Here is a 23533-nt window from a genome sequence, read left to right as displayed (position 1 = left end):
TCCTGCGGAATCTGGACGTGGATGCCGGCGCCGTCGCCGGTCTTGCCGTCGGCGTCGACGGCGCCGCGGTGCCAGACCGCCTTGAGAGCCTCGATGCCCTTCTCGACGACCTCGCGGCGCGCCTGGCCGTCGATCGAGACGACCAGACCGACGCCGCAGGCGTCGTGCTCCTCGGCCGGGTCGTAGAGGCCCTCGCGGCCGAGGCGCTCGGCCTCGGCGGCCTGCAGGGCGAGATCGCGCGCGACGGCGCCGAGGGCGGGGGCCGGCGTTTGCGGCTGGGGGCGGCGGTCGATCACGGACATGGTCGGCTTTCCCGGTCTGGTGACCCGGCCGTCGGGCCGGGGTCGGCGGTCGCAGGCGCTATCGGCCCAGGGCGGCTCTGGCCGGACTCCTAGGGCAGCGTCACGCCGGTGGCGGTGATGACGAACCGCTCGCCGGAGGTGGCGTCCTCGAATTCGATGCGCAGCGGCAGGCCGAAATCCTCGGAATAGAAATAACTGTACTTGACGTTCCGCTGAAAGGTCCCGTCGGGGTCGTAAAAGAAGAGATCCTGGGACAGCGGCCGCGTCGCCATGCGGCGCCCGCCCACCTCGATCTCCGCCGGCTCGCCGCGCCGGGCGACGCCATTGACCCGCGAGGTCAGGCGGTTGTCCTCATAGACCTCGTAGGCGATGTCGAGAGGCACGTTGGGCGCCGCGGCCAGCATGTCCTCGACGGAGCCCTGTGTGAAGTAGATCTCCGAGCGGCGGGTGTCCCGAAAAATCAGCGTATCGAAGCGGCCGTAGCGCAGCACGTGGACGATCGTCTTGTCGTTGCCGGTGTCCTCTCTGACGAAGACCTGGTCGCCGACGATCGCGAAGGCGCGGTAGACGCCGCCGTTGTCGAACTCGACCGCGGTGCCGGGCGCCGCCAGGCGCAGCTCCTGCGCGCGCGCCGGCGCGCCGGCCGCGAGACCGAGCAGCAGGGCGAGCAGCAGCGCGGGCAGGAGCGCGGGCAGCAGCGGGCGGACGAGGAATCGGGGGATCATCACAGGCGGCGGCCTTCTGCTAGTCGGCGGCGATGGCGGCGGTGGCCGTCGCGGTCGCCTTCTCGTCGAGGAAACGCGTGATCGAGTCGGCGGCGTCGCGGCCGTCGCGGATCGCCCAGACCACGAGGCTGGCGCCGCGGACGATGTCGCCGGCCGCGTAGACGCCCTCCAGACTGGTCGCCAGGCTCGGATAGCGGACCTTGACGGTGCCCCAGCGCGTCGTCTCCAGCTCCGGGCAGTCGAACAGCACCGGCAGGTCCTCGGGATCGAAGCCGAGCGCCTTGATGACCATGTCGGCGGGCAGCTCGAAGCTGCTGTCGGGCAGGATCTGCGGCGCCTGCCTGCCGGTCGCGTCGGGCACGCCCAGATGGACCCGCTGGGCGCGCACGCGGCTCACCGCCGTGTCGCCGTCGAAGGCTTCGGGCGCGGCGAGCCAGACGAATTCGACGCCCTCCTCCTCGGCGTTGGCGACCTCGCGCTGCGAGCCGGGCATGTTCTGGCGGTTGCGCCGGTAGAGGCACTTCACCGAGCGGGCGCCCTGACGCACGGCGGTGCGCACGCAGTCCATCGCGGTGTCGCCGCCGCCGATCACCACGACGTCCTTGCCCTCGGCGTTCAGCGTGCCGTCCTCGTAGGCCGGCACGACGTCGCCCAGGCCCTTGCGGTTCGAGGCGACCAGGAAGTCGAGCGCCGGATAGACGTTGTCCAGGCCGACGCCCGGCAGCTTGATGTCGCGCGCCTTGTAGACGCCGGTCGCCAGCAGGAGGGCGGCGTGGCGCTCTCGCAGCTCCTGCAGGCCGACGTCGCGGCCGACCTCGCACTGGGTGACGTACTCGACGCCGGCGTCGGCCAGCAGCCGGGTGCGCCGCTCGACGACCTCCTTCTCCAGCTTGAAGTTGGGGATGCCATAGATCATCAGGCCGCCCATGCGGTCGTAGCGGTCGTAAACCGTGACCTGGAAGCCCTGCTTGCGCAGCTGCTCGGCGCAGGCCAGGCCGCCCGGCCCGGCGCCGACGATCCCGACGCTCTCGACGCGCTCGCGCAGCGGCTTGACCGGCTTGACCCAGCCCTGCTCCCAGGCGTTGTCGTTGATGAATTTCTCGACGGCGCCGATGGTCACCGTGCCGTGGCCCGACTGCTCGATGACGCAGTTGCCCTCGCACAGGCGGTCCTGCGGGCAGATCCGCCCGCAGATCTCCGGGAAGTTGTTGGTCGCCTGGCTGACCTCGTAGGCTTCCTCGAGACGGCCCTCGGCGGTCAGCAGCAGCCAGTCGGGAATGTTGTTGTGGACCGGGCAGTGAACCTGGCAGAAGGGCACGCCGCACTGCGAGCAGCGGGCGGACTGCTCGGCCGCATCCTGCGGCGCGAACTCGCCGTAGATCTCGTCGAAGTCGTGGGCGCGCGCCTCGACGCCCCGCTTGTCGGGCATCTGCCGCTGCACGTTGACGAACTTCAGCATCCTGCTGGCCATGCCTCGGTGCCTTCCTCCTGTCCCATTCCCCACGGGAGCGGGCCTTCAGTCCTGATCCTGGGCTCGCGGTCGATCCGCCGGGAATCCCTCGGGGACGCGTTCTATAACGTCCAAATGTGTCGGTGGCGAGAACAAATCCGCCGATAGGACAGCAATACTGTCTCGTCTGCGCTGTATAGATGCCCGGACTGCGCGCATGGCCGGGGGATGGCCGGTTGGCCTGCGTGAGTTTAGGTCCGAATTGGGACAATTGGAAAGCTGGAGCGACGCCTGCGGCAGTTGATATACAGCCTCCGGCCTCGTCCGGCCGCTCGATCGAAGGGTTATCTCCGGTGCCGCTGCTCTACATCCTGGTGCTCGCCGTCGTGCAGGGCATCACCGAATTCCTGCCGATCAGCTCCTCGGGCCACCTGGTGCTGACCTGGGAGGCGCTGGCGGCGCTGGATCCCGCGGCCGTGACCTACGTCGGCAGCCAGCGCCTAGACCTCGACGTCGCGGTCCACGTCGGCACGCTGCTCGCGGTGCTCTGCTACCTCTGGCGCGACCTGGCGGGCCTGTCGGGCGGCGTGCTCCGGCTGGCCCAGGGGCGGCGCGACGCCAACGGCCTGCTCGCGCTCTACCTGGTCGCAGCGACCCTGCCGGTCGTCGTCGTCGGCTTCCTGGCCAAGGACTGGATCGGGCTCAACCTGCGCGGCATCGAGGTCGTCGCCTGGGCCAACATCGGCTTCGCCCTGCTGCTCTGGCTGGCCGACCGCACGGGCCTGATGATCCGGCGCCTCGAGCACATCACCCTGGGCCCGGCGATGATCGTCGGTTGCGCCCAGGTCCTGGCCCTGGTCCCCGGCACCAGCCGCGCCGGCATTACCATGACCGCGGCGCGCTTCCTGGGTTACGAGCGGCGCGAGGCGGCGCGCTTCTCGCTGCTGCTGGCGATCCCGGCGGTCGCCGGCGCCGGCCTGCTGGTCGGCAATGACCTCTACGAGAGCGGCGACCTGTCGCTCGGCCTCGACATGCTGAGCGCGGCCGGGCTCGCCTTCCTGACCGCGCTGCTCGCCATCGTGCTGATGATGCGTTGGCTGCAGCACGCCAGCTTCCTGCCCTTCGTGATCTACCGCCTGCTGCTCGGCGCCGGCCTGCTCGCGCTGATCTATCTCTAGGGTCCGGATACTAGGACCGAAGGTCGCTCAGGAGCTGCGCGGCAGGCGCTCGCTGTAGCGGCCGCCGGCGCGGTAGCGGTCGAGGTAGGTCGGCAGGATGACCTCGACCGAGTGCGGCCGTATGCCGAAGGCCTCCAGGCCCTCGGCGCCCTCCGAGACGAGGTTGTCGCGCTTCAGCAGCTCGACCTGGTCGCGGGTCAGCGGCGGCGCCGGCAGCAGCCCCAGGGGCAGCGCCAGCAGGCGGGCGAGGCCGAAGGGCAGGGACAGGAGCAGGCGCCGGCGCCGGACCACGCCCAGCATCAGCTCCATCAGCTCGCGGAAGCTGTAGACCTGCGGCCCGCCGACCTCGTAGGTCCGCCCGCGGCTCGCCGGGCTCTCCAGGGCGGCAACCACGGCGTCGGCGACGTCGCCGACGTAGACCGGCTGGAAGCGGGTCGTGCCGCCGCCGATCAGCGGTAGCACCGGGCTGAAGCGCGCCAGCGAGGCGAAGCGGTTGAAGAAATCGTCCTCCGCCCCGAAGACGATCGACGGCCGGACGATCACGGCGCCCGGCAGGTGCCGGCGCACCGCCGCCTCGCCGGCCGCCTTGCTGCGGCCGTAGGCGGAGGGCGAGTTCTCGTCGGCGCCGATCGCGCTGACCTGCAGGAAGCGCTCGATGCCGGCGGCGGCGGCGGCCCGGGCGACTCGCTCCGCGCCCTCGGCCTGGACCGCGTCGAAGCGCTGGCGGCCCTGCTCGTGCAGGATGCCGACGAGGTTGATGACCGCGTCGCTGCCGGCCAGGGCGGCGGCGACGCTGGCGTCGTCGAGCAGGGTGCAGGGCAGCGGTACGATCTGGCCGACGTTGCCGAGCGGCTTCAGGAACTTCGCGCGCTCGGGCTGGCGCACCGCGACGCGGATCGTCCAGCCGCGGTCGGCGAGACGCGCGACGACGTAGCGTCCGATGAAGCCGGAGCCTCCGAAGATGGTGATGGTGCCTGCCGCCATGTTCCGTGCCCGTCGCTGGCCTGTTGTCGCTGACGGCCGGCTATATAGCATCGCGCGGCGCGACGTTGACACCCGAAAGGCGGGCGCTAAGGTGCCGGGCCTGCGGCGCGGGTCCGCGCCGCGGCTCCCGGAGGCCGCCGCGAGCCGCCAGCCCAGTGTCCCGGAGCCCCCAAGTGACCGTCCAGCTGCACCGAGACGACCTTCCCGCGGAACTCGACCTGGGCGCGGTCGTCGCCGTCGATACCGAGACCATGGGGCTCGACCCGCGGCGCGACCGGCTGTGCCTGGTCCAGCTCTCGAGCGGCGACGGCTCGGCACACCTGGTGCAATTCCCGATCGGCAGCGCCGCCGGCTACGCGGCACCCAACCTGAGGCGCCTGCTGTCCGACCCGCAGCGCCTCAAGCTGTTCCACTTCGCGCGCTTCGACCTGGCGATGCTGCGCCGCCACCTGGGCGTGGTCACGGCACCGGTCTACTGCACCAAGATCGCCTCCAAGATGACCCGCACCTACACCGACCGCCACGGCCTGAAGGATCTCTGCGGCGACCTGCTCGGCGTCGCGATCTCCAAGCAGCAGCAGTCCTCCGATTGGGGCGCGGTCGAGCTGAGCAGCGAGCAGCTGGCCTACGCCGCCAGCGACGTGCTGCACCTGCACGCGCTCAAGGAGCGCTTCGATGCGCTGCTGGCGCGCGAGGGGCGCAGCGAGCTGGCCCGGGCCTGCTTCGATTTCCTGCCGCATCGCGCCGCGCTGGACCTTGCAGGCTGGGCCGAGCCCGACATCTTTCAGCATTAGGGCGAGCCCGCGGACCGCTGCTCCCGAGCCGGTCCTGGCCGGTCCCCTCGCCCGGCTCGCCGCCGGCAACGGCGGGGGCGGCGTCGATTGGGTGCGGGACGCCCGGCGAGTTGCGATAGGATGCGGGCCTGCGCGCAGAGGCGCGGCGCCGGGGGGGGCGCTGAAGGTGCTGATTTGGAACCGATGGGCGAGAGAGTGATTTCGAGGGCAAAGAAGGACGATGGATCCTCGCAGCCCGGGACGACCCCCGCGCCGGGCGCCGAAAACCGCAACGAGGCCCGCCCGCGCCGGCTGTCGGGCGGCGACGCCTACTCCTCGCTGGTCGGCATCCTCAAGTACCTGCTGCCCGCCGTGGCTGTCGCCCTCCTCCTCCTGGTCGTCGCCTGGCCGCGCTTCAGCCCCGTGGAGGAGCGCTTCTCGGTCGGGCTGAGCGACCTGCAGATGGACCAGCCGACGAACTCGACGATGGTAAACGCCCGCTTCGACGGCATCGACGACGAGGGGAGGCCCTACCGGGTGACCGCCGACCAGGCGACGCAGCGCCCGGACGAGGAGCGTCTGGTCGACCTGACCAACCCGAGCGGCGATATCCTGACCGACGACGAGACCTGGATAGCCGTGACCTCGGACAGCGGGCTATACGACAAGGAGGCGGATACGCTGGATCTCGAGAAGGGGGTCACGCTGTTTCACGACCAGGGCTACGAGATGAAGACGGAATCGGCGAGGGTCTACATGAAGCTGGGACGGGTCGTCGGCGAGCAGCCGGTCGACGCCCAGGGCCCCTCCGGGAGCATCCAGTCGGAGGGCATCCGGGTCGAGAACCGTGGTGCCGTGGTCTACTTCACCGGCCCGGCGCACATGACGATCTTCGGCGATGCGCTGAAGGAGGGCGACGGCGGCGCCGCGCCCCGCCTGCCCGGCATCGGAAGCAGCGAATGACGCGTCGCCTCCGCCTGTCGCCGCCGCCGGCCCTGCTGGCGGCCCTGCTGGCGGCCCTGCTGGTCGCGATGGCGGGCTTGGCGGCCGGGACCTTCACGGGACGCCTGCCCGGCCTGCCGGCGCCGGCAGCCGCCCAGGGCCTCGGCAGCTTCGATACCAGCGAGGACGACTCCCCCCTGCTGATCGACGCGCGCGACGGCATCGAGTGGTACCGCGACGAGCGCATGTACGTGGCCCGTGGCGACGCCGTCGCTACGCGCGGCGACACCACCATCGAGGCCGACGTGCTGACCGCCCGCTACCGCGACCAGGCGGAGGGCGGCACCGAGATCTACCGGGTCGAGGCCGACGGCAACGTCACGATCCGCACCAGCTCCGACGTTGCCCAGGGCGACTTCGGCGTCTACTCCATCGAGGACCGGGTCATGGTCCTGACCGGCGAGGACCTGAAGTACGAGACGCCGCGGGACCTGATCGCCGCCCGCGACAGCCTGGAGTACTGGGAGGACTATCAGGGACGGCCGATGGCCGTGGCGCGAGGCGATGCCCTGGTCGAGAGCCCCAAGCCCGGCGTATCGCCGGAGGCTGTGGCCGAGATCCGGGAGGGCGAGCCGACGACGCCCTTCGGGGTCGGCGGCGGCGCGGGGCGCCGGCGCATCCAGGCCGACGTCATGACCGCGCTCATCGAGCCCGACGAGAACGGCCAGAACCAGATCTCCCGGATCGACGCCTACGACAACGTGCGCATCGCCACGGCGGCGGAATTCATCGTTGCCGACCAGGCGATCTACTATGTTAGGGAGGAGCAGGCTATCCTGACCGGCAACGTGCGGATCACCCGCGGGGACAACCAGCTCAACGGCGACGCCGCCGAAGTCGACATGAAGACCGGGTTCAGCCGGATGATCTCCCGGGGCGACCGGGTCAGGGGCCTGCTGTCGCCCGACGGCGCGCAGGACCTGCGCGGCGGCGAGGACGAGGCGGGCGACGAGAGCCGGGAAAGCGGGGCCGACTGATGGGTTCTGGGGATTCGACGGATCGGCTCGGCGGCGCGGAGACGGCGCGCGGCCCCAGGCTGGTGGCCGACAACACCGGCCTTTCCACCATCAACGTCGGCAAGGCCTTCAAGAAGCGCCGGGTGCTCCGCGACGTCTCGATCAGCGTCCAGCGCGGCGAGGCGGTCGGCCTGCTCGGCCCGAACGGTGCCGGCAAGACCACCTGCTTCTACATCATCACCGGCCTGATCGCGCCGGACGCCGGCTTCGTCACCCTCGACGGCCACGGCATCACCGACCTGCCGATGTACCGCCGGGCGCGGCTCGGCATCGGATACCTGCCCCAGGAGGCCTCGATCTTCCGCGGCCTGAGCGTCGAGCAGAACATCCGCGCGGTGCTCGAGGTGGTCGTGCCGCTGCGCGAGGAGCGCGAGCACAAGCTCGAGCAGCTGCTCGCCGAATTCTCGATCACTCACTTGCGGCGCGCCCCGGCCCTGGCGCTGTCCGGCGGCGAGCGGCGGCGCTGCGAGATCGCCCGGGCGCTGGCCTCGGACCCCAGCTTCATCCTCCTCGACGAGCCGCTCGCCGGCATCGACCCGATCGCCGTCGGCGATATCCGCGAGCTGGTCACCCACCTGCGCGACCGCGGCATCGGGGTGCTGATCACCGACCACAACGTCCGGGAAACGCTGGAGATCGTCGACCGCGCCTACATCATCCATGACGGCATGGTGCTGATGGAGGGCAAGCCCTCGGAAATCGTCGCCCACGAGGACGTCCGGCGCGTTTACCTGGGTGAAAGATTTACCCTGTAGGCCTTTGATCCATGGCGGTCTCGCAGCGACTCGAGCTACGCCAGTCCCAGAGTCTGGTAATGACTCCCCAGCTGCAGCAAGCAATCCGCCTGCTGCAGCTGTCGAATCTGGAGCTGGCCGACTATGTGGAGCGGGAGTTGGAGCAGAACCCGCTGCTGGAGGTCGCTGCCCCGGAGCCGGCCGGCTTCGCCGAGGAGGTTCCGGCCGATCCCGACTCCTTCAGGCCGCAGGATTCCGCCGACTACACCACCACTGACCGGCTCGCCGCAGCCGACGACGCGCCGCTCGACACAGCCCAGAGCTACGACGACAACAGCCCCTCGGACGACTGGGCCGGCGGCCCCGACGGTGAGACCTCCTACGGCGACAGCGAGGCCTGGGGCCAGGGGGGCGAAGGCGCCTTCAACTGGGGCAACGACCGCGGTGGCCGATTCGAGGGCGACGAGGACGGCGGCTTCGAGCAGCGCCTCGCCGATCGGCCGCCCCTGCGCCACCTGCTGCTCGAGCAGGTCCAGATGGACCTCGATGCGCCCGTCGACCGCCTGATCGGGGCTTATCTGGTCGACTGCCTGGACGAGGCCGGCTACCTGGTCACGCCGCTCGGGGAGGTCGCCGAGCAGCTCGGCTGCGCCGAGGCCGAGGTCGAGCGCGTGCTGCTGCGCCTGCAGCGTTTCGAGCCGGCCGGCCTGTTCGCGCGGTCCCTGCGCGAATGCCTGGCCCTGCAGCTGGCCGACCAGAACCGCCTCGACCCCCTGATGGAGCGCCTGCTCGAGAACCTGCCGCTGGTCGCCGAGCGCGACTATGCCAAGCTGCGCCGGTTGATCGGCTGCGATGCCGAGGATTTGACGGACATGCTGGCGGAAATCCGCCGGCTCGATCCCCGGCCGGGTCTGTCCTACGAGGGCGGCGCGGCCGAGCCGATCATCCCCGACGTGCTGCTGCGCGCCCGGCCCGACGGCAGCTGGCTGGTCGAGCTCAACGCCGACACCCTGCCGCGGGTGCTGGTCGACCAGGGCACCTATTCCCGCGTCGTCGGGCAGTGCCGCTCGCGCCGCGACAAGGACTACCTGACCGAGCAGCTGCAGCAGGCGAACTGGCTGGTCAAGGCGCTGCACCAGCGCGCCGGCACCATTCTCAAGGTCGCCAGCGAGCTGGTCCGCCAGCAGGACGCCTTCTTCCGCAAGGGCGTGCGCCACCTCAGGCCGATGACCTTGCGCGTCATCGCCGAGGAGATCGGCATGCACGAGTCGACTGTCAGCCGCGTCACCTCCAACAAGTTCCTGGCGACGCCGCGCGGCACCTTCGAGCTGAAGTATTTCTTCTCCGCCGCCCTCGGCGGCTTCGGCGGCGAGGAGCACGCCGCGGAGTCGGTGCGCGACCGAATCCGCGAGATGATCGCCGGCGAGTCGCCTCAGGCGGTGCTCAGCGACGACGCGATTGTGGATAAGTTGAAGGTCGAGGGGATCGAAATAGCGCGGCGGACGGTGGCAAAGTACCGGGAGGCACTCAACATTCCCTCGTCGGTTCAGCGGAGACGCGAAAAAGCACTGGCGCTGGTTCGATGAGGGGCCGCAACCGTCGGTCGAATCGAGGCGATCCGGGCTCCTTGACTTGGTCCGGGGGCGCTCATAAGGTCCCGGCCTCGCGCGGGGCCCGGCCTGGTCAGAAGGCCTGTCGGGCCGTCTGCGCTGCCGTCGTTTTAGAGGATGCCGGATGCAGTTGACGGTCAAAGGACGGCACATCGACACCGGTGACGCCTTCCGCCGCCACGCCGAGGGTAGCCTGTCGGCGGTCTTCGAGAAGTACTTCGGCGGCGCGATCGAGGCGACCGTCACCCTGTCGCGCGAAGCCCACCTGTTCCGGGCGCAGATCTCCGCCCATGTCGGGCGCGGGATCGAGCTGGTCGCCAGCGGCGAGGCGGACCAGGTCTACCCGGCCTTCGACACGGCCCTGGCGCATCTCGCCAAGCGGCTGCGCCGCCACAAGCGGCGGCTGCGCGACCACAACGGCGCGACAAAGCCCTCGGAAGTGCTTGCGGAGCGCCTGATGGCGCGCCAGGTGGTGCTCTCTGGGGACCCGGCGGAGGACACCCTGGAAGAGGCGGGTGTCGGGGACGGGGCCACGGCGGAGGGCGGCGACGAGCCAATCGTCATCGCCGAGATGGAACTCGAGGTGCCGGAGCTGACGGTCCACGAGGCCGTCATGCACCTCGACCTCGCGGAGTTGCCGGCGCTGATGTTCCGCAATCGTTCGCACGGAGGCCTGAACATGGTCTACCGCCGTCCGGACGGCCACGTCGGGTGGATCGACCCGCGCGGCAACCGCGCCACGTCCTGACATCTTGCGAAAGGCAGAGTCATGGAGATGACCGACCTGATAACGCCGGCTGCGGTGATCCCCTCCCTGCGCGTGACCAGCAAGAAGCAGGCGCTGCAGGAGCTGGCCAAGCGCGCGGCGCAGATCACCGGGCTGCCGGAGCGCCAGCTCTTCGACGTGCTGATCGAGCGTGAGCGCCTCGGGCCGACCGGCATCGGGCACGGTATCGCCATCCCGCACGGCAAGCTGGCGGCGCTGGACCGCCTCTACGCGCTGTTCGCTCGACTGGAGACGCCGATCGACTTCGACGCCGTCGACGAGCAGCCGGTCGACCTGATCTGCCTGCTGCTGGCGCCCGAGGCCGCGGGTGCCGACCACCTCAAGGCGCTGGCGCGCGTCTCGCGCCTGCTGCGCGACCGCGCGACCTGCGAGAAGCTGCGCGGCAGCGAGAGCCGCGACGCCCTCTACGCCCTCCTGACGCAGTCGCCGGCCAGCCACGCCGCCTGACGCGGCCTGCCTTGCGCCGGCCCGCAATTCCCGTCCCGATGCAAGAACGCGCCGCCCGGGGCATCGGGCGGCGCGTTGCTGCCTATTGGGGCCGGCGCCGTGGCGCCAGGGCCGAGCCGGCGCCGAGGCGCCAGGGCGTCAGTGGACGCTGAGCGGCTCCATCTCGTTCTGGCGGACCGCGGCGACGGCCGTCTGGAAGTCCTTCATCACCGCCATCCGCGTACCGTCGGCGGCGAAGATGCCGACGGCGTCGCCCTCCTCGGTGTCGATGTCGCGCACGTAGGCGACGTCGTTTACTCCGAAGGCGAGGAAGTCCTGCTGGGAGAGCGGCTCGAAGTCGTGGGTCGTCTTCTGCTGGTTCATCATTCCACTCCTGCGTCGGCGACCGTGACCTGCCCTTTCCTGGCCAAGCCGCAGCCCTTGTCCTTTGTTCCCTTCAACGGCGCGGGCGGCCGGGGCCGTCGCTCGCGTCGCAAAGGCAGTCAATCCTCGACCAGCTTGCGCTGGCCCGTCGTGGCGGCCTTCTCGATCCGGATGGTGCGCACGTCCGGCTCCTCGATCGGGCGGCTGAGGTCGACGTGCAGCAGGCCGTTGTCGAGCCGCGCTCCGGTGACCTCGATCCCGTCGGCCAGCATGAAGGTGCGCTGGAACTGGCGGGCGGCGATGCCGCGATGCAGGAAGACGCGACTCTCGTCGTCGTCGGTCTGCTTGCCGCGGATGATCAGCTGGTTGTTCTCGATCTGCACCGACAGATTTTCGTCGGCGAAGCCGGCGACGGCAAGGGTGATGCGCAGATGCCCTTCGTTGAGCCGTTCGACGTTGTAGGGGGGATAGCCGTCGCCCGTGGCCTTGTTCATGCGATCGAGCGCCCGCTCGAGCTGGTCGAAGCCCAGGAGCAGGGGTGAGTTGAACAGCGACGTTCGCGTCATTTGGCAGCGTCCTCCTCTTGCGCGAGCAAGGCTGCTGATGGTTCGACATCCCGCGGTCCAGGTCGGCCCCGCCGGACGTCGCGGCCCGACATCGGCACCGCTGGGATTAAGATGGGCGTCGCCCCCTGTGGGGTCAAGCGAGCCGAGTCTCGGCCCCGAGTCGCTAAGGAGCCGATAATTGCCGACTGGCGCAGAGAGCCGGTGGATCGGCTTGACCGTCTTCCGGGCCGGCGCCTAGGGTGGCGCTTCGGACGGTCCCCCGGGTGAGGGGGTGGAAGGCAATCCGGTGCGCCCGACCCAAGTCGGGGGGCAAGTCCGGAACTGTCCCGCGCAGCTGTCGCTGCCTGCGGGCCGATCTCGAGCCCCGGGGCGCGAGACAGCCACTCCCAGCCGTCGGACGAGACCACCGCTCCCGCGGGCCTGCCGGCCTGCCGGAGCCGCTGCCTGCCAGCTTACCTGGCGCGAGAAGGGGACCGGGATGACGGAACAGCTTGGCGTCATGGTCTGCGGCCACGGCAGCCGCGATCAGGGGGCGGTGCGCGAGTTCGCGGTGCTGGCCGAGCGCCTGGCGGAGCGTTTCGGGCAGTGGCCGGTCGACTACGGCTACCTGGAGTTCGCCACGCCGATCATCCGCACCGGCCTGGACCGCCTGGTCGAGCGCGGCGTCAGCCGCGTCCTGGCGGTGCCCGGCATGCTCTTCGCCGCCGGCCACGCCAAGAACGACATCCCCTCGGTGCTCAACGCCTACGCCGCCGGCAAGCCCGGCCTGACCATCCAGTACGGCCGCGAACTCGGCATCGACCTCAAGATGCTGCGCGCCGCCGGCGAGCGCGTCGGCGAGGCGCTGGCCGCGGCCGGGGAGGGCGTCTCGCGCCACGACACCCTGCTGCTCGTGGTCGGCCGCGGCGCCAGCGATCCCGACGCCAACTCCAACGTCGCCAAGGTCACCCGGATGCTCTGGGAGGGCCTCGGCTTCGGCTGGGCCGAGACGGCCTACTCGGGCGTGACCTTCCCGCTCGTCGAGCCGGCTCTGGAGAAGGCGGTCAGGCTCGGCTTCAAGCGCATCGTCGTGTTCCCCTACTTCCTCTTCACCGGCATCCTGGTGCAGCGCATCTACGACGCCGCGGACCGCGTCGCCGCGCGCCATCCGGAGATCGAGTTCGTCAAGGCGCCCTACCTCAACGACCACCCGCTGGTCATCGAGACCTTCGCCGACCGGGTCGCGGAGATCCTCGAGGGCGCCAACAACATGAACTGCCAGCTCTGCAAGTACCGCGAGCAGTTCCTCGGCTTCGAGGCCGAGGTCGGCCTGCGCCAGGAGAGCCACCACCATCACGTCGAGGGCCTGAGCGGCCGTGACGAGGGCGGGCAGGGGACGGATCCTTCGCATGCACACCACCACGATCACGACCACGGCCACCACCACCACCACCACCACCACCACCACCACGCCCCGGGGCACGACCACGCCCACGACCATCACCACCATCCCTATCCCCACGCGGACCATCCGCTCGGGCCGCGCACGCTGAAGAGCGGAGACTGAGGATGACGGCGCCCTGGCTCTCGGTCGTCGGGCTCGGGGAGGACGGCCTGGAGGGCCTGTCGCCGGCGGCGCGCGCGCTGGTCGAGAGCGCCCAGGTCCTGGTCGGCGGCGAGCGCCACCTGGCGATGCTGCCGGTCGGAGACGGCCGCGAGCGCCTGACCTGGCCGCGGCCGCTGCTCGACCTGCTGCCTGCCCTGGAGGCGCGGCGCGGGCGGGCGGTCTGCGTGCTGGCGACCGGAGACCCGCTCTGCTACGGCGTCGCGACGACCCTGCTGCGCCGCTTCGCGCCCGAGGAATGCCTGATCCTGCCGGCGCCCTCGGCCTTCGCCCTGGCCTGCGCCCGCCTCGGCTGGCCGCTCGAGCGGGTCGAGACCCTGACCCTGCACGGCCGGCCCCTGGAGCTGGTCCTGGCGCGGCTCTACCCCGGCGCCCGGGTCCTGGCCCTGTCGGACGGCGCAGCGACGCCGGCAGAGGTCGCCGAGCTGCTGGTCGGCCACGGGCTGGGCGCGGCCCGACTCGTGGTGCTGGAGCACATGGGCGGGCCGCGCGAGCGGCGCCTGGAGGCGACGGCGGAGGCCTGGGGCGAGCGCAGCGTCGCCGCCTTCAACACCCTGGCCGTCGAGATTCCGGCCGAGGCCGAGATGCTGGCGCCGAGCCGGCTCGCCGGCCTGCCCGACCGGGCCTTCCTGGGCGACGGCCAGATGACCAAGCGCGAGGTCCGCGCGGCGACGCTGGCGGCGCTGGGGCCCTGGCCGGGGGCGCTTCTCTGGGACGTGGGCGCCGGCTGCGGCTCGGTCGCCATCGAGTGGCTGCGCAGCGACCCGCGCTGCCGCGCCGTCGCCGTGGAGGACAAGGCCAGCCGCATCGCGACGATCGCCGCCAACGCCGCCGCGCTCGGCGTGCCGGGCCTGAAGATCCTCGAGGGGCGGGCGCCGGCGGCCCTGGCGGGCCTCGACCTGGAGGGCCGGGAGCGGCCGGATGCCGTCTTCATCGGCGGCGGCCTCGATGGCGCCGGCCTGTTCGAGGCCTGCTGGGCAGCGTTGAAGCCGGGCGGTCGGCTGGTCGCCAACGTCGTCACCCTGGAAGGCGAGGCGCGCCTGCTGGCGCTGCAGGGCGAGCGCGGCGGCGAGCTGACGCGCATGGCCGTGGCGCGCGCCGAGCCGATCGGGCCGTTCCGCGGCTGGCGGCCGCTGATGCCGGTCACCCAATGGTCGGTGACCAAGCCGCGCGAAGCCACGCCATGACGCCCGCCGAGACCGCCCGGCCCGCGGGGCGCCTCTGGGGCCTGGGCGTCGGCCCGGGCGACCCCGAGCTGCTGACCCTCAAGGCGCTGCGCCTGCTCAGGGCGGCGGCCGTGGTCGCCTACCCGACGCTGGAGGGCGGCGCCTCCTTCGCCCGCTCGATCGTCGCCGCGCATCTCGCGCCCGGGCAGCGCGAGCTGGCGATCCGGGTGCCGATGACCACGGCCCGCGAGCCGGCGCAGCGTGCCTACGACGCCGCCGCCGCCGAGCTGGCGGAGCACCTGGCGGCCGGGCGCGACGTGGCGGTGCTGTGCGAGGGCGACCCCTTCTTCTACGGCTCCTTCATGTACCTCTACGGGCGGCTCGCCGGCCGCTTCCCGGTCGAGGTCGTGCCGGGCGTTTCCAGCCTGACCGCCTGCGCCGCCGCGCTCGGCCAGCCGCTGGCGGCGCGCAACGACACCCTGGCGGTGCTGCCGGCGCCGCTGCCCGATGCGGTGCTGCGGGCGCGCCTGGCCGGGGCCGAGGCGGCGGCGATCGTCAAGCTCGGCCGCCACTACCCGCGGATCCGCGCCCTGCTCGAGGCCGAGGGCCTGACGCCCCACGCCCGCTACGTCGAGCGCGCGACCCTGCCCGAGCAGCGGCTGGTGCCCCTGGCCGAGGCCGGGGCGGTCGCGGCGCCCTACTTCTCGATGATCCTGATCCACCGGCGCGGGGAGGCCTGGCGATGGCCGCACGACTGACGGCGGCGGCGCGGCCCGCCGTCCTGGTGCTCTCCCAGAGCGGCCTGGAGACCGGGCGCCGGGCGGCGGCGGCGCTCGACGGCGAGCTGCTCGGCCTCGCCGGCCGGGTCGAGGGCGCGCCCGGCAGCTTCGCCGAGACCGGGGAGACCCTGCGCGCGCTCTTCGCCGCCGGCCGGCCGCTGGTCGGGGTCTGCGCCGCCGGCATCCTGATCCGCTGCCTGGCGCCGCTGCTCGACGACAAGCGCGCCGAGCCGCCGGTGCTGGCGCTGGCCGAGGACGCCAGCGCCGTCGTGCCGCTGCTCGGCGGCCACCGGGGCGCCAACGCGCTGGCCCGCCGGCTCGCCGCGGCGCTCGGTGCCACGGCCGCCGTGACCACGGCGGGCGACCTGCGCCTCGGCGTCGCGCTCGACGCGCCGCCCCCCGGCTGGCGCCTCGCCAACCCCGGGGACGCCAAGGCGGTGATGGCCCGCCTGCTGGCCGGCGAAGCGGTGCGCCTGGAGGGCGAGGCGCCCTGGCTGGCCGGGCTCGCGCAGGAGGCCGGTGCCAGCCTGGTGCTGCGCGCCACGGAGCGGGCCGAGGCCGGCGACGCGACGACGCTGGTCTACCACCCCCCGGTGCTGGCGCTCGGCGTCGGCTGCGAGCGTGGCTGCGCGCCGGACGAGCTGCGGGCGCTGGTGCGCGAGGCCCTGGCCGGGGCCGGCCTCGCCGAGGCGGCGGTCGCCGGCGTCTTCTCGCTCGACCTCAAGGCCGACGAGCCGGCGGTCCAGGCGCTCGCCGCCGAGCTGGCGGTGCCGGCGCGCTTCTTCGCGGCGCCGCGCCTGGAGCAGGAGACATCGCGCCTGGCGACGCCCTCGGCCGTGGTCTTCGCCGAGGTCGGCTGCCACGGCGTCGCCGAGGCCGCCGCCCTGGCCGCCGCCGGCCCCGAGGCGCGCCTGCTGCTGGCCAAGGCCAAGAGCGCGCGGGCGACCTGCGCCGTCGCCCTGGCGCCGGCGCCGCTCGAGGCCGCGGCCCTCGGCCGGGCCCGCGGCGCGCTCCACGTCGTCGGCATCGGCCCCGGGCAGGAGGCCTGGCGCACGCCCGAGGCAACGCGCCTGATCGCCGAGGCGGACGACCTGGTCGGCTACGGCCTCTACCTCGACCTGCTCGGGCCGCTGGCCGCCGGCAAGCAGCGCCACGACTACGCCCTGGGCGAGGAGGAGCAGCGCGTGCGCGCCGCCCTGGCGCTGGCCGCGGAAGGCCGCACCGTGGCCCTGGTCTGCTCGGGCGACGCCGGCATCTACGCCATGGCGGCCCTGGTCTTCGAGCTGCTGGAGCGCGGCGGGGAGCCGGCCTGGCACCGGGTCGAGATCGTCGTCGCGCCCGGCATCTCGGCGCTGCAGGCGGCGGCCGCGCGCGCCGGGGCGCCGCTCGGCCACGACTTCTGCACGATCTCCCTGTCGGACCTGCTGACGCCCTGGCCGGCGATCGAGCGTCGCCTCAAGGCCGCCGCGGAGGGCGACTTCGTCGTCGCCTTCTACAATCCGGTCAGCCGGCGCCGGACCTGGCAGCTCGCCCGGGCGCGTGAGATCCTGCTGGAGCGGCGGCCGCCCGAGACGCCGGTGATCCTGGCCGCCAACCTCGGCCGCCCGGCCGAAACCGTGCGCCTGCGCAGCCTCGCCACGCTCGATCCCGCCGAGGTCGACATGCTGACGGTCGTGCTGGTCGGCTCCAGCGAGAGCCGCAGCGTCGCGCGCGGCGACGGCGGCCACTGGATCTACACGCCGCGCGGCTATGCCGCCAAGGCCGAGAGGGAAGCGGGATGACCGAGCCGGCGACACCACGCGTACACTTCATCGGCGCCGGCCCGGGCGCCCCGGATCTGATCACGCTGCGCGGCCTGCGCCTGATCGAGCGCTGCCCGGTCTGCCTCTACGCCGGCTCCCTGGTGCCGCCGGAGATCGTCGCGGCGGCGCCGGCGGGCGCTCGCGTCGTCGACACGGCGCCGCTGACCCTCGACGAGATCCTTCTGGAGATCGAGACGGCGTACGCGCACGGGCAGGAGGTCGTGCGCGTACATTCGGGCGACCCTTCACTCTACGGTGCGATCGGCGAGCAGATGCGCCGGCTCGCCGCGCTCGGCATCGACTACGACATCGTCCCCGGCGTGCCGGCCTTCGCCGCGGCGGCGGCGGCGCTGAAGCGCGAGTTGACCCTGCCGGGCGTCAGCCAGACGGTGATCCTGACGCGCACCGCCATGAAGGCCTCGGCGATGCCCGAGGGCGAGGAGCTGGAGACCCTGGGCCGCAGCGGAGCGACGCTCGCGATCCACCTGTCGGTGCGCAACCTGCGCCGCGTCCGCGAGGCCCTGACGCCGCACTACGGCGCCGACTGCCCGGTGGTCGTCGCCTATCGGGTCGGCTGGCCCGACCAGGCCTTCGTCGAGGGCACCCTTGCCGACATCCAGGAGAAGGTGCGCGCCGCCAAGATCACGCGCACGGCCCTGGTCCTGGTCGGCCGCGTGCTGGCCGCGGAGGACTACCGGGATTCTGCGCTCTACGACGCCGACCACGTCCACGTGCTGCGGCCGAAGCGCGGGGTCAGGGGCTGATGCCGGCGAGCCAGGCCAGCGCCGCCTCGACGCGCGCCACGCTCGGGCCCGGCGGCGGCGCCGGGCGCTCGACCATCACCACCTGGATTCGCAGGCGACGGGCCGCCTCGAGCTTGGCCGAGGCGGCCTTGCCGCCGGCATTCTTGGTGACCAGCCGGTCGATCGCCTCGGCTTCGAGCAGCGCCAGCTCCTCGGCCAGGGCGAAGGGGCCGCGCCCCTGGATCTGCCGGACCTGCGGCGGCAGTCCGTCGAGCGGCTCGATGCTCCGGACGACCAGCCCCAGGTCCTCGCGCTCCAGGAAGGGCGCCAGCTCCTGGCGGCCGATCGTCAGCAGCGCGCGGCAGCCGGCCGGCAGCGCCGCCGCCGCGGCCTCCAGGTTCGGGACCTGCTGCCAGGCGTCGCCGGCGAGCGGTTGCCAGGCCGGGCGCAGCAGCTTGAGCCGCGGCACGCCCGTTTGCTCAGCGGCCTCGGCGGCGTTGGCGGCGATCCGGGCGGCGAAGGGGTGGGTCGCGTCGAGCAGCGCCTCGACGGCCTCCTCGCGCAGGTACGCGGCCAGCCCCTCGACGCCGCCGAAGCCGCCGGTCCGCAGCGCCCCGGCCGGCTGGCGCGGGCTCTCGGTGCGCCCGGCCAGCGAGGTCGTCACGGCGTGGCCGGCGGCGACCGCGGCCTCGGCGAGCCGCAGCGCCTCGCCGGTGCCGCCGAGGATCAGGACCCTAGCCAAGGCGTTCCAGGCTCCCCGCCCGCGCCACGACCTCGCCCTGGCGGTCGACGATCAGCAGCTCGACCGCGACCGGCGTCTCGCCCAGCACGCCCAGTGCGGTGGCGCGCGCCCGCTCCGCGACCGCCTCGGCGAGCGGCAGGCCCTCGCCCTGGGCGAGGGCGAGGACCTGGCTGGCGGTGTTGGCGGCGCGCGCCTGCGCGACCAGCGCCTCGGCCGCGCCCAGCTCGGCGAGTCGCTCGGCGAGCCAGGCGAAGTCGACCTGGCTGCGGCCAGAATGGAGGTCGAGGAAGCCCTGGGCCAGCTTGACGAACTTGCCGAAGCCGCCGCACAGGGTCAGGCGCGGCAGGGGATGGCGCCTCAGGTACTTCAGCAGGCCGCCGGCGAAGTCGCCCATGTCCAGGAAGGCGCCCTCGGGCAGGCCGTAGAGCCGCGCCACCGCGGCCTCGCTGGTCTTGCCGGTGCAGGCGGCGGCGTGCGGCAGGCCGGTCGCCACGGCGACGTCGATGCCGCGGTGGATCGAGGCGATCCAGGCCGCGCAGGAGTAGGGCACGACGATGCCGGTGGTGCCCAGGATCGAGAGGCCGCCGAGGATGCCGAGCCGCGGATTCCAGGTCTGGGCTGCCAGGGCCTCGCCGCCGGGCACGGCGATCTCGACCTCGAAGTCGGCGGCGAGGCCGTGGGCCGCGGCGGCGGCCTCGACGACCTCGGCGATCAGGCGGCGCGGCACGGGATTGATCGCCGGCTCGCCGGGCGCCAGCGGCAGGCCGGGCCGGGTCACGGTGCCGACGCCCGCCCCGGCCCTGAAGACCAGGCCGCTGCCGGCGGCGCCGCGGCGCACCGTCGAGAGGATCAGCGCGCCGTGGGTGACGTCGGGATCGTCGCCGGCGTCCTTGACGATGCCGGCCGTGGCGGAGTCAGCGTCGCGGCCCTCGAAGGCCAGGGCGAAGGCCGGGGCGTCGCCCTTGGGCAGCCGGATCGTCACCGGGTCGGGGAAGCCGTCGCCGAGCAGCGCCGCGACCGCCGCCTTGGTCGCCGCGGCGGCGCAGGCGCCCGTGGTCCAGCCGCGTCTCAAGGGGCCCTCGGGCTTGCGTCCCATGGCCGCGCTTATAGGCTGGCGGCCGGCACAGGGGTAGGGGGCGAATGAGCGCGCCGGACGACGACCTCCCGGGCCAGGGCCTGGGCCTCGCGCTGCCACGCTTCGAGGCGGGCTGGGTCTGGCTGTGCGGCGCCGGCCCCGGCGATCCGGGCCTGCTGACGCTCCATGCCCTGAACGGCCTGCGACAGGCCGACGTGCTGGTCTACGACGCCCTGGTCGGGCCGGATATCCTCGGCCTTGCCCGGCCCGGCGCCGTCCTGGAGTACGCCGGCAAGCGCGGTGGCAAGCCGAGCCCGAAGCAGCAGGACATCTCGCTGCGCATCGTCGAGCTGGCGCGCGCCGGCCGTCGGGTGCTGCGGCTCAAGGGCGGCGACCCCTTCGTCTTCGGGCGCGGCGGCGAGGAGGCCCTGAGCCTGGTCGAGGCCGGCGTGCCCTTCCGCGTGCTGCCGGGCATCTCGGCCGGCATCGGCGGCCTCGCCTACGCCGGCATTCCCTGCACCCACCGCGACACCAACTCGGTGGTCACCTTCCTGACCGGCCACGACGCCACCGGCGCGACGCCCGACGGCATCGACTGGGCGGCGGTGGCCCGGGGCTCGCCGGTGCTGGTCATGTACATGGCGCTGAAGCACCTGCCGGAGATCCGTCGGCGTCTGCTCGCCGGCGGCCGTGCGGAGGCCGAGCCCCTGGCAATCGTCAGCCACGCCAGCCTGCCCGACCAGCAGGTCGTGGAGACCACGCTCGGCGCCTGCGTCGAGGACGCCGAGGCCGGCGGCGCTCGGGCGCCGGCGATGATCGTGCTCGGCGAGGTCGTGCGGCTGCGCTCGGCGCTGGACTGGCTCGGCGCGATCCGCGCCCGCGCCGAGCGCGCGCCGGCCTAGGCCCCCATGCCGAGGATCGCCGGCCGCGCTTCCACGCCGCTCGACAGGCTCGGGACGAAGCAGACTCCTCAGCACGCCCAGGCAGAGGCTTCGTCCCGAGCCTGTCGAGCGGCGTGCCGCCACCGGCGGCGGCGATGACCAGGGGCCTCGTCATCGCGGCGCCGGCCTCGGGCAGCGGCAAGACGACCGTGGCGCTGGGGCTGCTGCGCCTGCTGCGGCGGCGCGGCATTCCCGCGGCGCCGGCCAAGGCAGGGCCGGACTACATCGACCCGGCCTTCCACGCCGCGGCGAGCGGCCGCGCCAGCGTCAATCTCGATCCCTGGGCCATGCGGCCGGCCGGCCTGGCCGCCCTGGCGGCGGCCCAGGCGCTGGAGGGCGAGCTGCTGCTGGTCGAGGGCGTCATGGGCCTGTTCGACGGCGGCCCCGGCGGCGCCGGCTCGACCGCCGACCTGGCGGCGGCGCTCGCCCTGCCGGTCGTGCTGGTCGTCGACGCCCGCGCCCAGGCCCAGTCCCTGGCCGCCCTGGCGCGCGGCTTCCGCGACCACCGCCCGGAGGTGCGGGTCGCCGGCGTCATCGCCAACCGCGTCGGCGGCGCCCGACACGGCGCCCTGATCCGCGAGGGGTTGGCGCCGGTGGGCCTGCCGCTGCTCGCCGCCCTGCCGCGGCGCGAGGACCTGGCCTTGCCCTCTCGCCACCTCGGCCTGGTCCAGGCACGCGAGCGGCCGGAGCTGGAGGCGCTGCTCGAGCGCGCCGCCGACTGGCTTGAGGCGCACCTCGACCTGGAGGCGCTGCTGGCGCTGGCCGGCCCGCCGTCGCCGGCCCCGGCCGCCCGGCCGGGCGGCGCCCTGCCGGGCCTGGCACCGCCCGGCCAGCGCATTGCGCTGGCCAGCGACGCCGCCTTCGCCTTCGCCTACCCCCACCTGCTCGCCGGCTGGCGCGCCGCCGGCGCCGAGCTCCTGCCCTTCTCGCCGCTGGGCGACGAGGCGCCGGCGGCCGACGCCGACGCGGTCTTCCTGCCCGGCGGCTACCCGGAGCTGCACGCCGGGACGCTCGCCGGCAACGGCCGCTTCCTCGGCGGCCTGCGCGCCGCCGCGGCCCGCGGCGCCTGGCTCTACGGCGAGTGCGGCGGCTACATGGTCCTGGGCGCGGGCCTGGTCGACGCCGAGGGCCGGCGCCATGCCCTGGCCGGGCTGCTGCCGCTGGAGACCTCCTTCGCCGAGCCCCGCCTGCACCTGGGCTACCGCGCCGCGCGCAGCCTCGTCGCCACGCCCTTTGGGCCCGCCGGCACGCGCCTGCGCGGCCACGAGTTCCACTATGCCAGCACCCTACGTGAGGGCGACGCCCCGCGCCTCTTCGCGGTCAGCGACGCCGCAGGGGCGGCGCGGCCGGAGACGGGTCTCGCCCTCGGCACCGTCGCCGGCTCCTTCCTGCACCTGGTCGACGCGGCTTAAGCCGAGCGCTGGCCGAACCAGCTCGGCAGCTGCAGGTCGAGGCTGCCCTGGTCGCCCTCCTGCAGGTGGCCCGCGCCGGCGTGGTCGGGCAGGATCACGGTCACGGTCGTGCCGACGCCGGGGGTGCTGTCGATCTCGAGCCGGCCGCCGTGCTGCTCGACCAGGGCCTTGGCCAGGGGCAGGCCGAGGCCGGTGCCCTCGTAGCGGCGGGTATGGCTGTTGTCGACCTGCTGGAAGGGCTGCAGGGCCAGCTTGACGTCCTCGGCGCTCATGCCGATGCCGCTGTCGGCGATCGAGAAGGCGATGCCGCGCTCCGGCAGCAGGGCCGAGGAGACCAGGATGCTGCCGCCGCTCGAAGTGAACTTGAGCGCGTTGGACAGCAGGTTCAGCACGATCTGCTTGAGCTTGACGGGATCGGCCCAGAGCGCGGGCAGCGGCGCCGGGGTCGAGCTCGTCTCCAGCCGTATGCCGGCGGTGTCGATCTTGGCCCGGACCAGCGAGCAGCAGTTAGCGAGCAGCTGTTCGAGCCGCACCTCCTCGAACCGCAGCTGCAGCTTGCCGGCCTCGATCTTCGAGATGTCGAGCACGTCGTTGATCACCGCCAGCAGGTGCCGGCCACTGTCGCCGATGGCCTGGCAGTAGTCGCGGTGGCGGTCGTTGCCGAGCGGCCCGAAGATGCCGAGGGTCAGCACCTCGGAGAAGCCGATGATGGCGTTCAGCGGCGTGCGCAGCTCGTGGCTCATGGTCGCCAGGAAGGCCGACTTGGCGCGGTCGGCGGCCAGCGCCTCGTCGTGCGCCTTCATCAGCTCGTGGGTCGTCTCCTCGACCAGGCGGTGCTGGCGCTTCAGCTCCTCGTAGGCGTAGTCGGTCTCGGCGGCATGGCGCTCCAGCGTCTCGACGGTGCGGCGCAGCTCGCGCTCGCTGCGATCGAGCGCGCGCAGCGGCAGCAGCAGGACCGCCAGTGCGAGCAGGGCGCCCAGGCCGCAGGAGAAGCCGAGCACGAGGGTCATCCGCAGGCCGGTGGCGGCGCTGCCGGCGCCGAGCGCCGCATAGGCCAGGGGCACCGAGACCGCGACCAGCAGTGCGACCACCAGGGCCAGGCGGCGCAGGGAACGCCGCAGCCGCTCGACCCCCTCGGGCTCGCCGCCCGCGCTCACGTCGCTGCTCCGCGGCGCCTGCCGCTCTGCAGGCGTAATCCGGAGGCACTCAGGGACGCCATAGGCTCGACCGACCCCGCGCGAGGTTGTGGGTGGAGATTTCAGCCTAGCGCGACGGGTTTTGACAGAGTGTTAACGATTGGCGCGTCGGTGCGCGGACATACGCCGGACGCGCG

At 73.0% G+C, this 23533-nt stretch carries 24 protein-coding genes; 15 read left to right on the top strand and 9 right to left on the bottom strand.

The window, feature by feature from the left end; all coding sequences use genetic code 11:
- The 3 genes from WD341_RS17370 to WD341_RS17360 form a co-directional block, all read right to left on the bottom strand.
- On the bottom strand, positions 1-302 hold a 302-nt coding region (locus WD341_RS17370), incomplete at its 3' end, for a hypothetical protein (protein WP_368426746.1).
- An 89-nt stretch (positions 303-391) separates the two neighbouring features.
- Positions 392-1027 (bottom strand): hypothetical protein, encoded by a 636-nt coding sequence (locus WD341_RS17365; RefSeq protein WP_368426745.1) that lies wholly within the window; start codon positions 1025-1027, stop codon positions 392-394.
- Between the two features lie 19 nt (positions 1028-1046).
- Complete coding sequence (locus tag WD341_RS17360) at positions 1047-2498, bottom strand: NAD(P)-dependent oxidoreductase (RefSeq protein WP_368426744.1); 1452 nt, start codon at positions 2496-2498, stop codon at positions 1047-1049.
- Positions 2499-2830: 332 nt separating this feature from the next.
- Here WD341_RS17360 and WD341_RS17355 point away from each other — a divergent pair, with 332 nt between their 5' ends.
- Positions 2831-3655, top strand: coding sequence for an undecaprenyl-diphosphate phosphatase (locus WD341_RS17355; RefSeq protein ID WP_368426743.1), 825 nt, complete (start codon positions 2831-2833; stop codon positions 3653-3655).
- A 27-nt stretch (positions 3656-3682) separates the two neighbouring features.
- On the opposite strand, the gene WD341_RS17350 is transcribed toward WD341_RS17355, so the two are convergent.
- A complete protein-coding gene (locus WD341_RS17350; RefSeq protein WP_368426742.1) occupies positions 3683-4639 on the bottom strand; it encodes a complex I NDUFA9 subunit family protein in 957 nt (318 codons plus the stop codon).
- A gap of 173 nt (positions 4640-4812) precedes the next feature.
- On the opposite strand from WD341_RS17350, the gene WD341_RS17345 reads away from it, so the two are divergent.
- From WD341_RS17345 to ptsN, 7 genes are all read left to right on the top strand, one after another.
- Positions 4813-5433, top strand: a complete 621-nt coding sequence (locus WD341_RS17345) for a ribonuclease D (RefSeq protein ID WP_368426741.1) — start codon at positions 4813-4815, stop codon at positions 5431-5433.
- A gap of 195 nt (positions 5434-5628) precedes the next feature.
- Complete coding sequence (gene lptC, locus WD341_RS17340; protein WP_368426740.1) at positions 5629-6375, top strand: LPS export ABC transporter periplasmic protein LptC; 747 nt, start codon at positions 5629-5631, stop codon at positions 6373-6375.
- On the top strand, positions 6372-7391 hold the full coding sequence (locus WD341_RS17335) for an LptA/OstA family protein (RefSeq protein WP_368426739.1): 1020 nt from the start codon (positions 6372-6374) through the stop codon (positions 7389-7391). The genes lptC and WD341_RS17335 overlap by 4 nt, the downstream gene beginning before the upstream one ends.
- Entirely contained in the window at positions 7391-8185 is a 795-nt protein-coding gene (lptB, locus tag WD341_RS17330) for an LPS export ABC transporter ATP-binding protein (RefSeq protein ID WP_368426738.1), read from the top strand. Before WD341_RS17335 ends, lptB begins: the two co-directional genes overlap by 1 nt.
- 11 nt (positions 8186-8196) lie before the next feature.
- Positions 8197-9750, top strand: a complete 1554-nt coding sequence (gene rpoN, locus WD341_RS17325; RefSeq protein ID WP_368426737.1) for an RNA polymerase factor sigma-54 — start codon at positions 8197-8199, stop codon at positions 9748-9750.
- A gap of 148 nt (positions 9751-9898) precedes the next feature.
- Positions 9899-10522 (top strand): ribosome-associated translation inhibitor RaiA, encoded by a 624-nt coding sequence (gene raiA / locus WD341_RS17320; protein ID WP_368426736.1) that lies wholly within the window; start codon positions 9899-9901, stop codon positions 10520-10522.
- Positions 10523-10543: 21 nt separating this feature from the next.
- Complete coding sequence (gene ptsN, locus WD341_RS17315; RefSeq protein ID WP_368426735.1) at positions 10544-11008, top strand: PTS IIA-like nitrogen regulatory protein PtsN; 465 nt, start codon at positions 10544-10546, stop codon at positions 11006-11008.
- A gap of 138 nt (positions 11009-11146) precedes the next feature.
- On the opposite strand, the gene WD341_RS17310 is transcribed toward ptsN, so the two are convergent.
- Positions 11147-11371 carry a DUF1150 family protein gene (locus tag WD341_RS17310; protein ID WP_368426734.1) on the bottom strand — a complete coding sequence of 75 codons (225 nt, stop codon included), beginning with the start codon at positions 11369-11371 and terminating at the stop codon, positions 11147-11149.
- 119 nt (positions 11372-11490) lie between these two features.
- Positions 11491-11937, bottom strand: a complete 447-nt coding sequence (locus WD341_RS17305) for an Hsp20 family protein (RefSeq protein ID WP_368426733.1) — start codon at positions 11935-11937, stop codon at positions 11491-11493.
- A gap of 478 nt (positions 11938-12415) precedes the next feature.
- Between WD341_RS17305 and WD341_RS17300 the strand changes: the two genes are divergently transcribed.
- The 5 genes from WD341_RS17300 to cobM are packed head-to-tail and all read left to right on the top strand — an operon-like array spanning position 12416 to position 18051.
- A complete protein-coding gene (locus tag WD341_RS17300) occupies positions 12416-13483 on the top strand; it encodes a sirohydrochlorin chelatase (protein ID WP_368426732.1) in 1068 nt (355 codons plus the stop codon).
- Between the two features lie 2 nt (positions 13484-13485).
- Positions 13486-14727, top strand: a complete 1242-nt coding sequence (gene cbiE, locus WD341_RS17295) for a precorrin-6y C5,15-methyltransferase (decarboxylating) subunit CbiE (protein ID WP_368426731.1) — start codon at positions 13486-13488, stop codon at positions 14725-14727.
- Positions 14724-15464, top strand: coding sequence for a precorrin-2 C(20)-methyltransferase (locus WD341_RS17290; RefSeq protein ID WP_368426730.1), 741 nt, complete (start codon positions 14724-14726; stop codon positions 15462-15464). Before cbiE ends, WD341_RS17290 begins: the two co-directional genes overlap by 4 nt.
- Positions 15449-17266, top strand: coding sequence for a precorrin-3B C(17)-methyltransferase (gene cobJ / locus WD341_RS17285; protein ID WP_368426729.1), 1818 nt, complete (start codon positions 15449-15451; stop codon positions 17264-17266). The genes WD341_RS17290 and cobJ overlap by 16 nt, the downstream gene beginning before the upstream one ends.
- On the top strand, positions 17263-18051 hold the full coding sequence (gene cobM / locus WD341_RS17280; RefSeq protein ID WP_368426728.1) for a precorrin-4 C(11)-methyltransferase: 789 nt from the start codon (positions 17263-17265) through the stop codon (positions 18049-18051). Before cobJ ends, cobM begins: the two co-directional genes overlap by 4 nt.
- Here the strand turns inward: cobM and WD341_RS17275 are convergent.
- Together WD341_RS17275 and WD341_RS17270 are read right to left on the bottom strand one after the other, a co-directional pair.
- Positions 18041-18772, bottom strand: a complete 732-nt coding sequence (locus tag WD341_RS17275) for a cobalt-precorrin-6A reductase (protein ID WP_368426727.1) — start codon at positions 18770-18772, stop codon at positions 18041-18043. The two genes, cobM and WD341_RS17275, sit on opposite strands and share 11 nt — an antisense overlap.
- Positions 18765-19868 (bottom strand): cobalt-precorrin-5B (C(1))-methyltransferase, encoded by a 1104-nt coding sequence (locus WD341_RS17270; protein ID WP_368426726.1) that lies wholly within the window; start codon positions 19866-19868, stop codon positions 18765-18767. The genes WD341_RS17275 and WD341_RS17270 overlap by 8 nt, the downstream gene beginning before the upstream one ends.
- A 44-nt stretch (positions 19869-19912) precedes the next feature.
- Between WD341_RS17270 and cobA the strand changes: the two genes are divergently transcribed.
- Together cobA and WD341_RS17260 are read left to right on the top strand one after the other, a co-directional pair.
- The gene (gene cobA / locus WD341_RS17265; RefSeq protein WP_368426725.1) at positions 19913-20749 is read left to right on the top strand and encodes a uroporphyrinogen-III C-methyltransferase; all 837 of its coding nucleotides are present in this window, start codon (positions 19913-19915) and stop codon (positions 20747-20749) included.
- A 134-nt stretch (positions 20750-20883) separates the two neighbouring features.
- Positions 20884-22200, top strand: coding sequence for a cobyrinate a,c-diamide synthase (locus WD341_RS17260; protein ID WP_368426724.1), 1317 nt, complete (start codon positions 20884-20886; stop codon positions 22198-22200).
- On the opposite strand, the gene WD341_RS17255 is transcribed toward WD341_RS17260, so the two are convergent.
- A complete protein-coding gene (locus tag WD341_RS17255) occupies positions 22197-23357 on the bottom strand; it encodes a sensor histidine kinase (RefSeq protein ID WP_368426723.1) in 1161 nt (386 codons plus the stop codon). The genes WD341_RS17260 and WD341_RS17255 overlap by 4 nt on opposite strands.
- Between the last annotated feature and the right edge of the window lie 176 nt (positions 23358-23533).

Origin of the sequence: Tistlia sp. (assembly GCF_040905785.1) — a bacterium.
GTDB lineage: Bacteria > Pseudomonadota > Alphaproteobacteria > Kiloniellales > DSM-21159 > Tistlia.
The sequence above is the reverse complement of the archived record's forward strand: the minus strand, read 5'-3'. Positions and strand labels throughout refer to the sequence as shown.

Bases quoted from the DNA above. Each gene is read 5' to 3' on its own strand.
- cobM (WP_368426728.1), top strand. From the start codon at position 17,263: ATGACCGAGCCGGCGACACCACGCGTACACTTCATCGGCGCCGGCCCG.
- WD341_RS17365 (WP_368426745.1), bottom strand. From the start codon at position 1,027: ATGATCCCCCGATTCCTCGTCCGCCCGCTGCTGCCCGCGCTCCTGCCC.
- lptB (WP_368426738.1), top strand. From the start codon at position 7,391: ATGGGTTCTGGGGATTCGACGGATCGGCTCGGCGGCGCGGAGACGGCG.
- ptsN (WP_368426735.1), top strand. From the start codon at position 10,544: ATGGAGATGACCGACCTGATAACGCCGGCTGCGGTGATCCCCTCCCTG.
- WD341_RS17305 (WP_368426733.1), bottom strand. From the start codon at position 11,937: ATGACGCGAACGTCGCTGTTCAACTCACCCCTGCTCCTGGGCTTCGAC.
- WD341_RS17350 (WP_368426742.1), bottom strand. From the start codon at position 4,639: ATGGCGGCAGGCACCATCACCATCTTCGGAGGCTCCGGCTTCATCGGA.
- WD341_RS17290 (WP_368426730.1), top strand. From the start codon at position 14,724: ATGACGCCCGCCGAGACCGCCCGGCCCGCGGGGCGCCTCTGGGGCCTG.
- cobJ (WP_368426729.1), top strand. From the start codon at position 15,449: ATGGCCGCACGACTGACGGCGGCGGCGCGGCCCGCCGTCCTGGTGCTC.
- raiA (WP_368426736.1), top strand. From the start codon at position 9,899: ATGCAGTTGACGGTCAAAGGACGGCACATCGACACCGGTGACGCCTTC.
- cbiE (WP_368426731.1), top strand. From the start codon at position 13,486: ATGACGGCGCCCTGGCTCTCGGTCGTCGGGCTCGGGGAGGACGGCCTG.
- WD341_RS17300 (WP_368426732.1), top strand. From the start codon at position 12,416: ATGACGGAACAGCTTGGCGTCATGGTCTGCGGCCACGGCAGCCGCGAT.
- WD341_RS17310 (WP_368426734.1), bottom strand. From the start codon at position 11,371: ATGAACCAGCAGAAGACGACCCACGACTTCGAGCCGCTCTCCCAGCAG.
- WD341_RS17260 (WP_368426724.1), top strand. From the start codon at position 20,884: ATGACCAGGGGCCTCGTCATCGCGGCGCCGGCCTCGGGCAGCGGCAAG.
- rpoN (WP_368426737.1), top strand. From the start codon at position 8,197: ATGGCGGTCTCGCAGCGACTCGAGCTACGCCAGTCCCAGAGTCTGGTA.
- cobA (WP_368426725.1), top strand. From the start codon at position 19,913: ATGAGCGCGCCGGACGACGACCTCCCGGGCCAGGGCCTGGGCCTCGCG.
- WD341_RS17270 (WP_368426726.1), bottom strand. From the start codon at position 19,868: ATGGGACGCAAGCCCGAGGGCCCCTTGAGACGCGGCTGGACCACGGGC.
- WD341_RS17335 (WP_368426739.1), top strand. From the start codon at position 6,372: ATGACGCGTCGCCTCCGCCTGTCGCCGCCGCCGGCCCTGCTGGCGGCC.
- WD341_RS17360 (WP_368426744.1), bottom strand. From the start codon at position 2,498: ATGGCCAGCAGGATGCTGAAGTTCGTCAACGTGCAGCGGCAGATGCCC.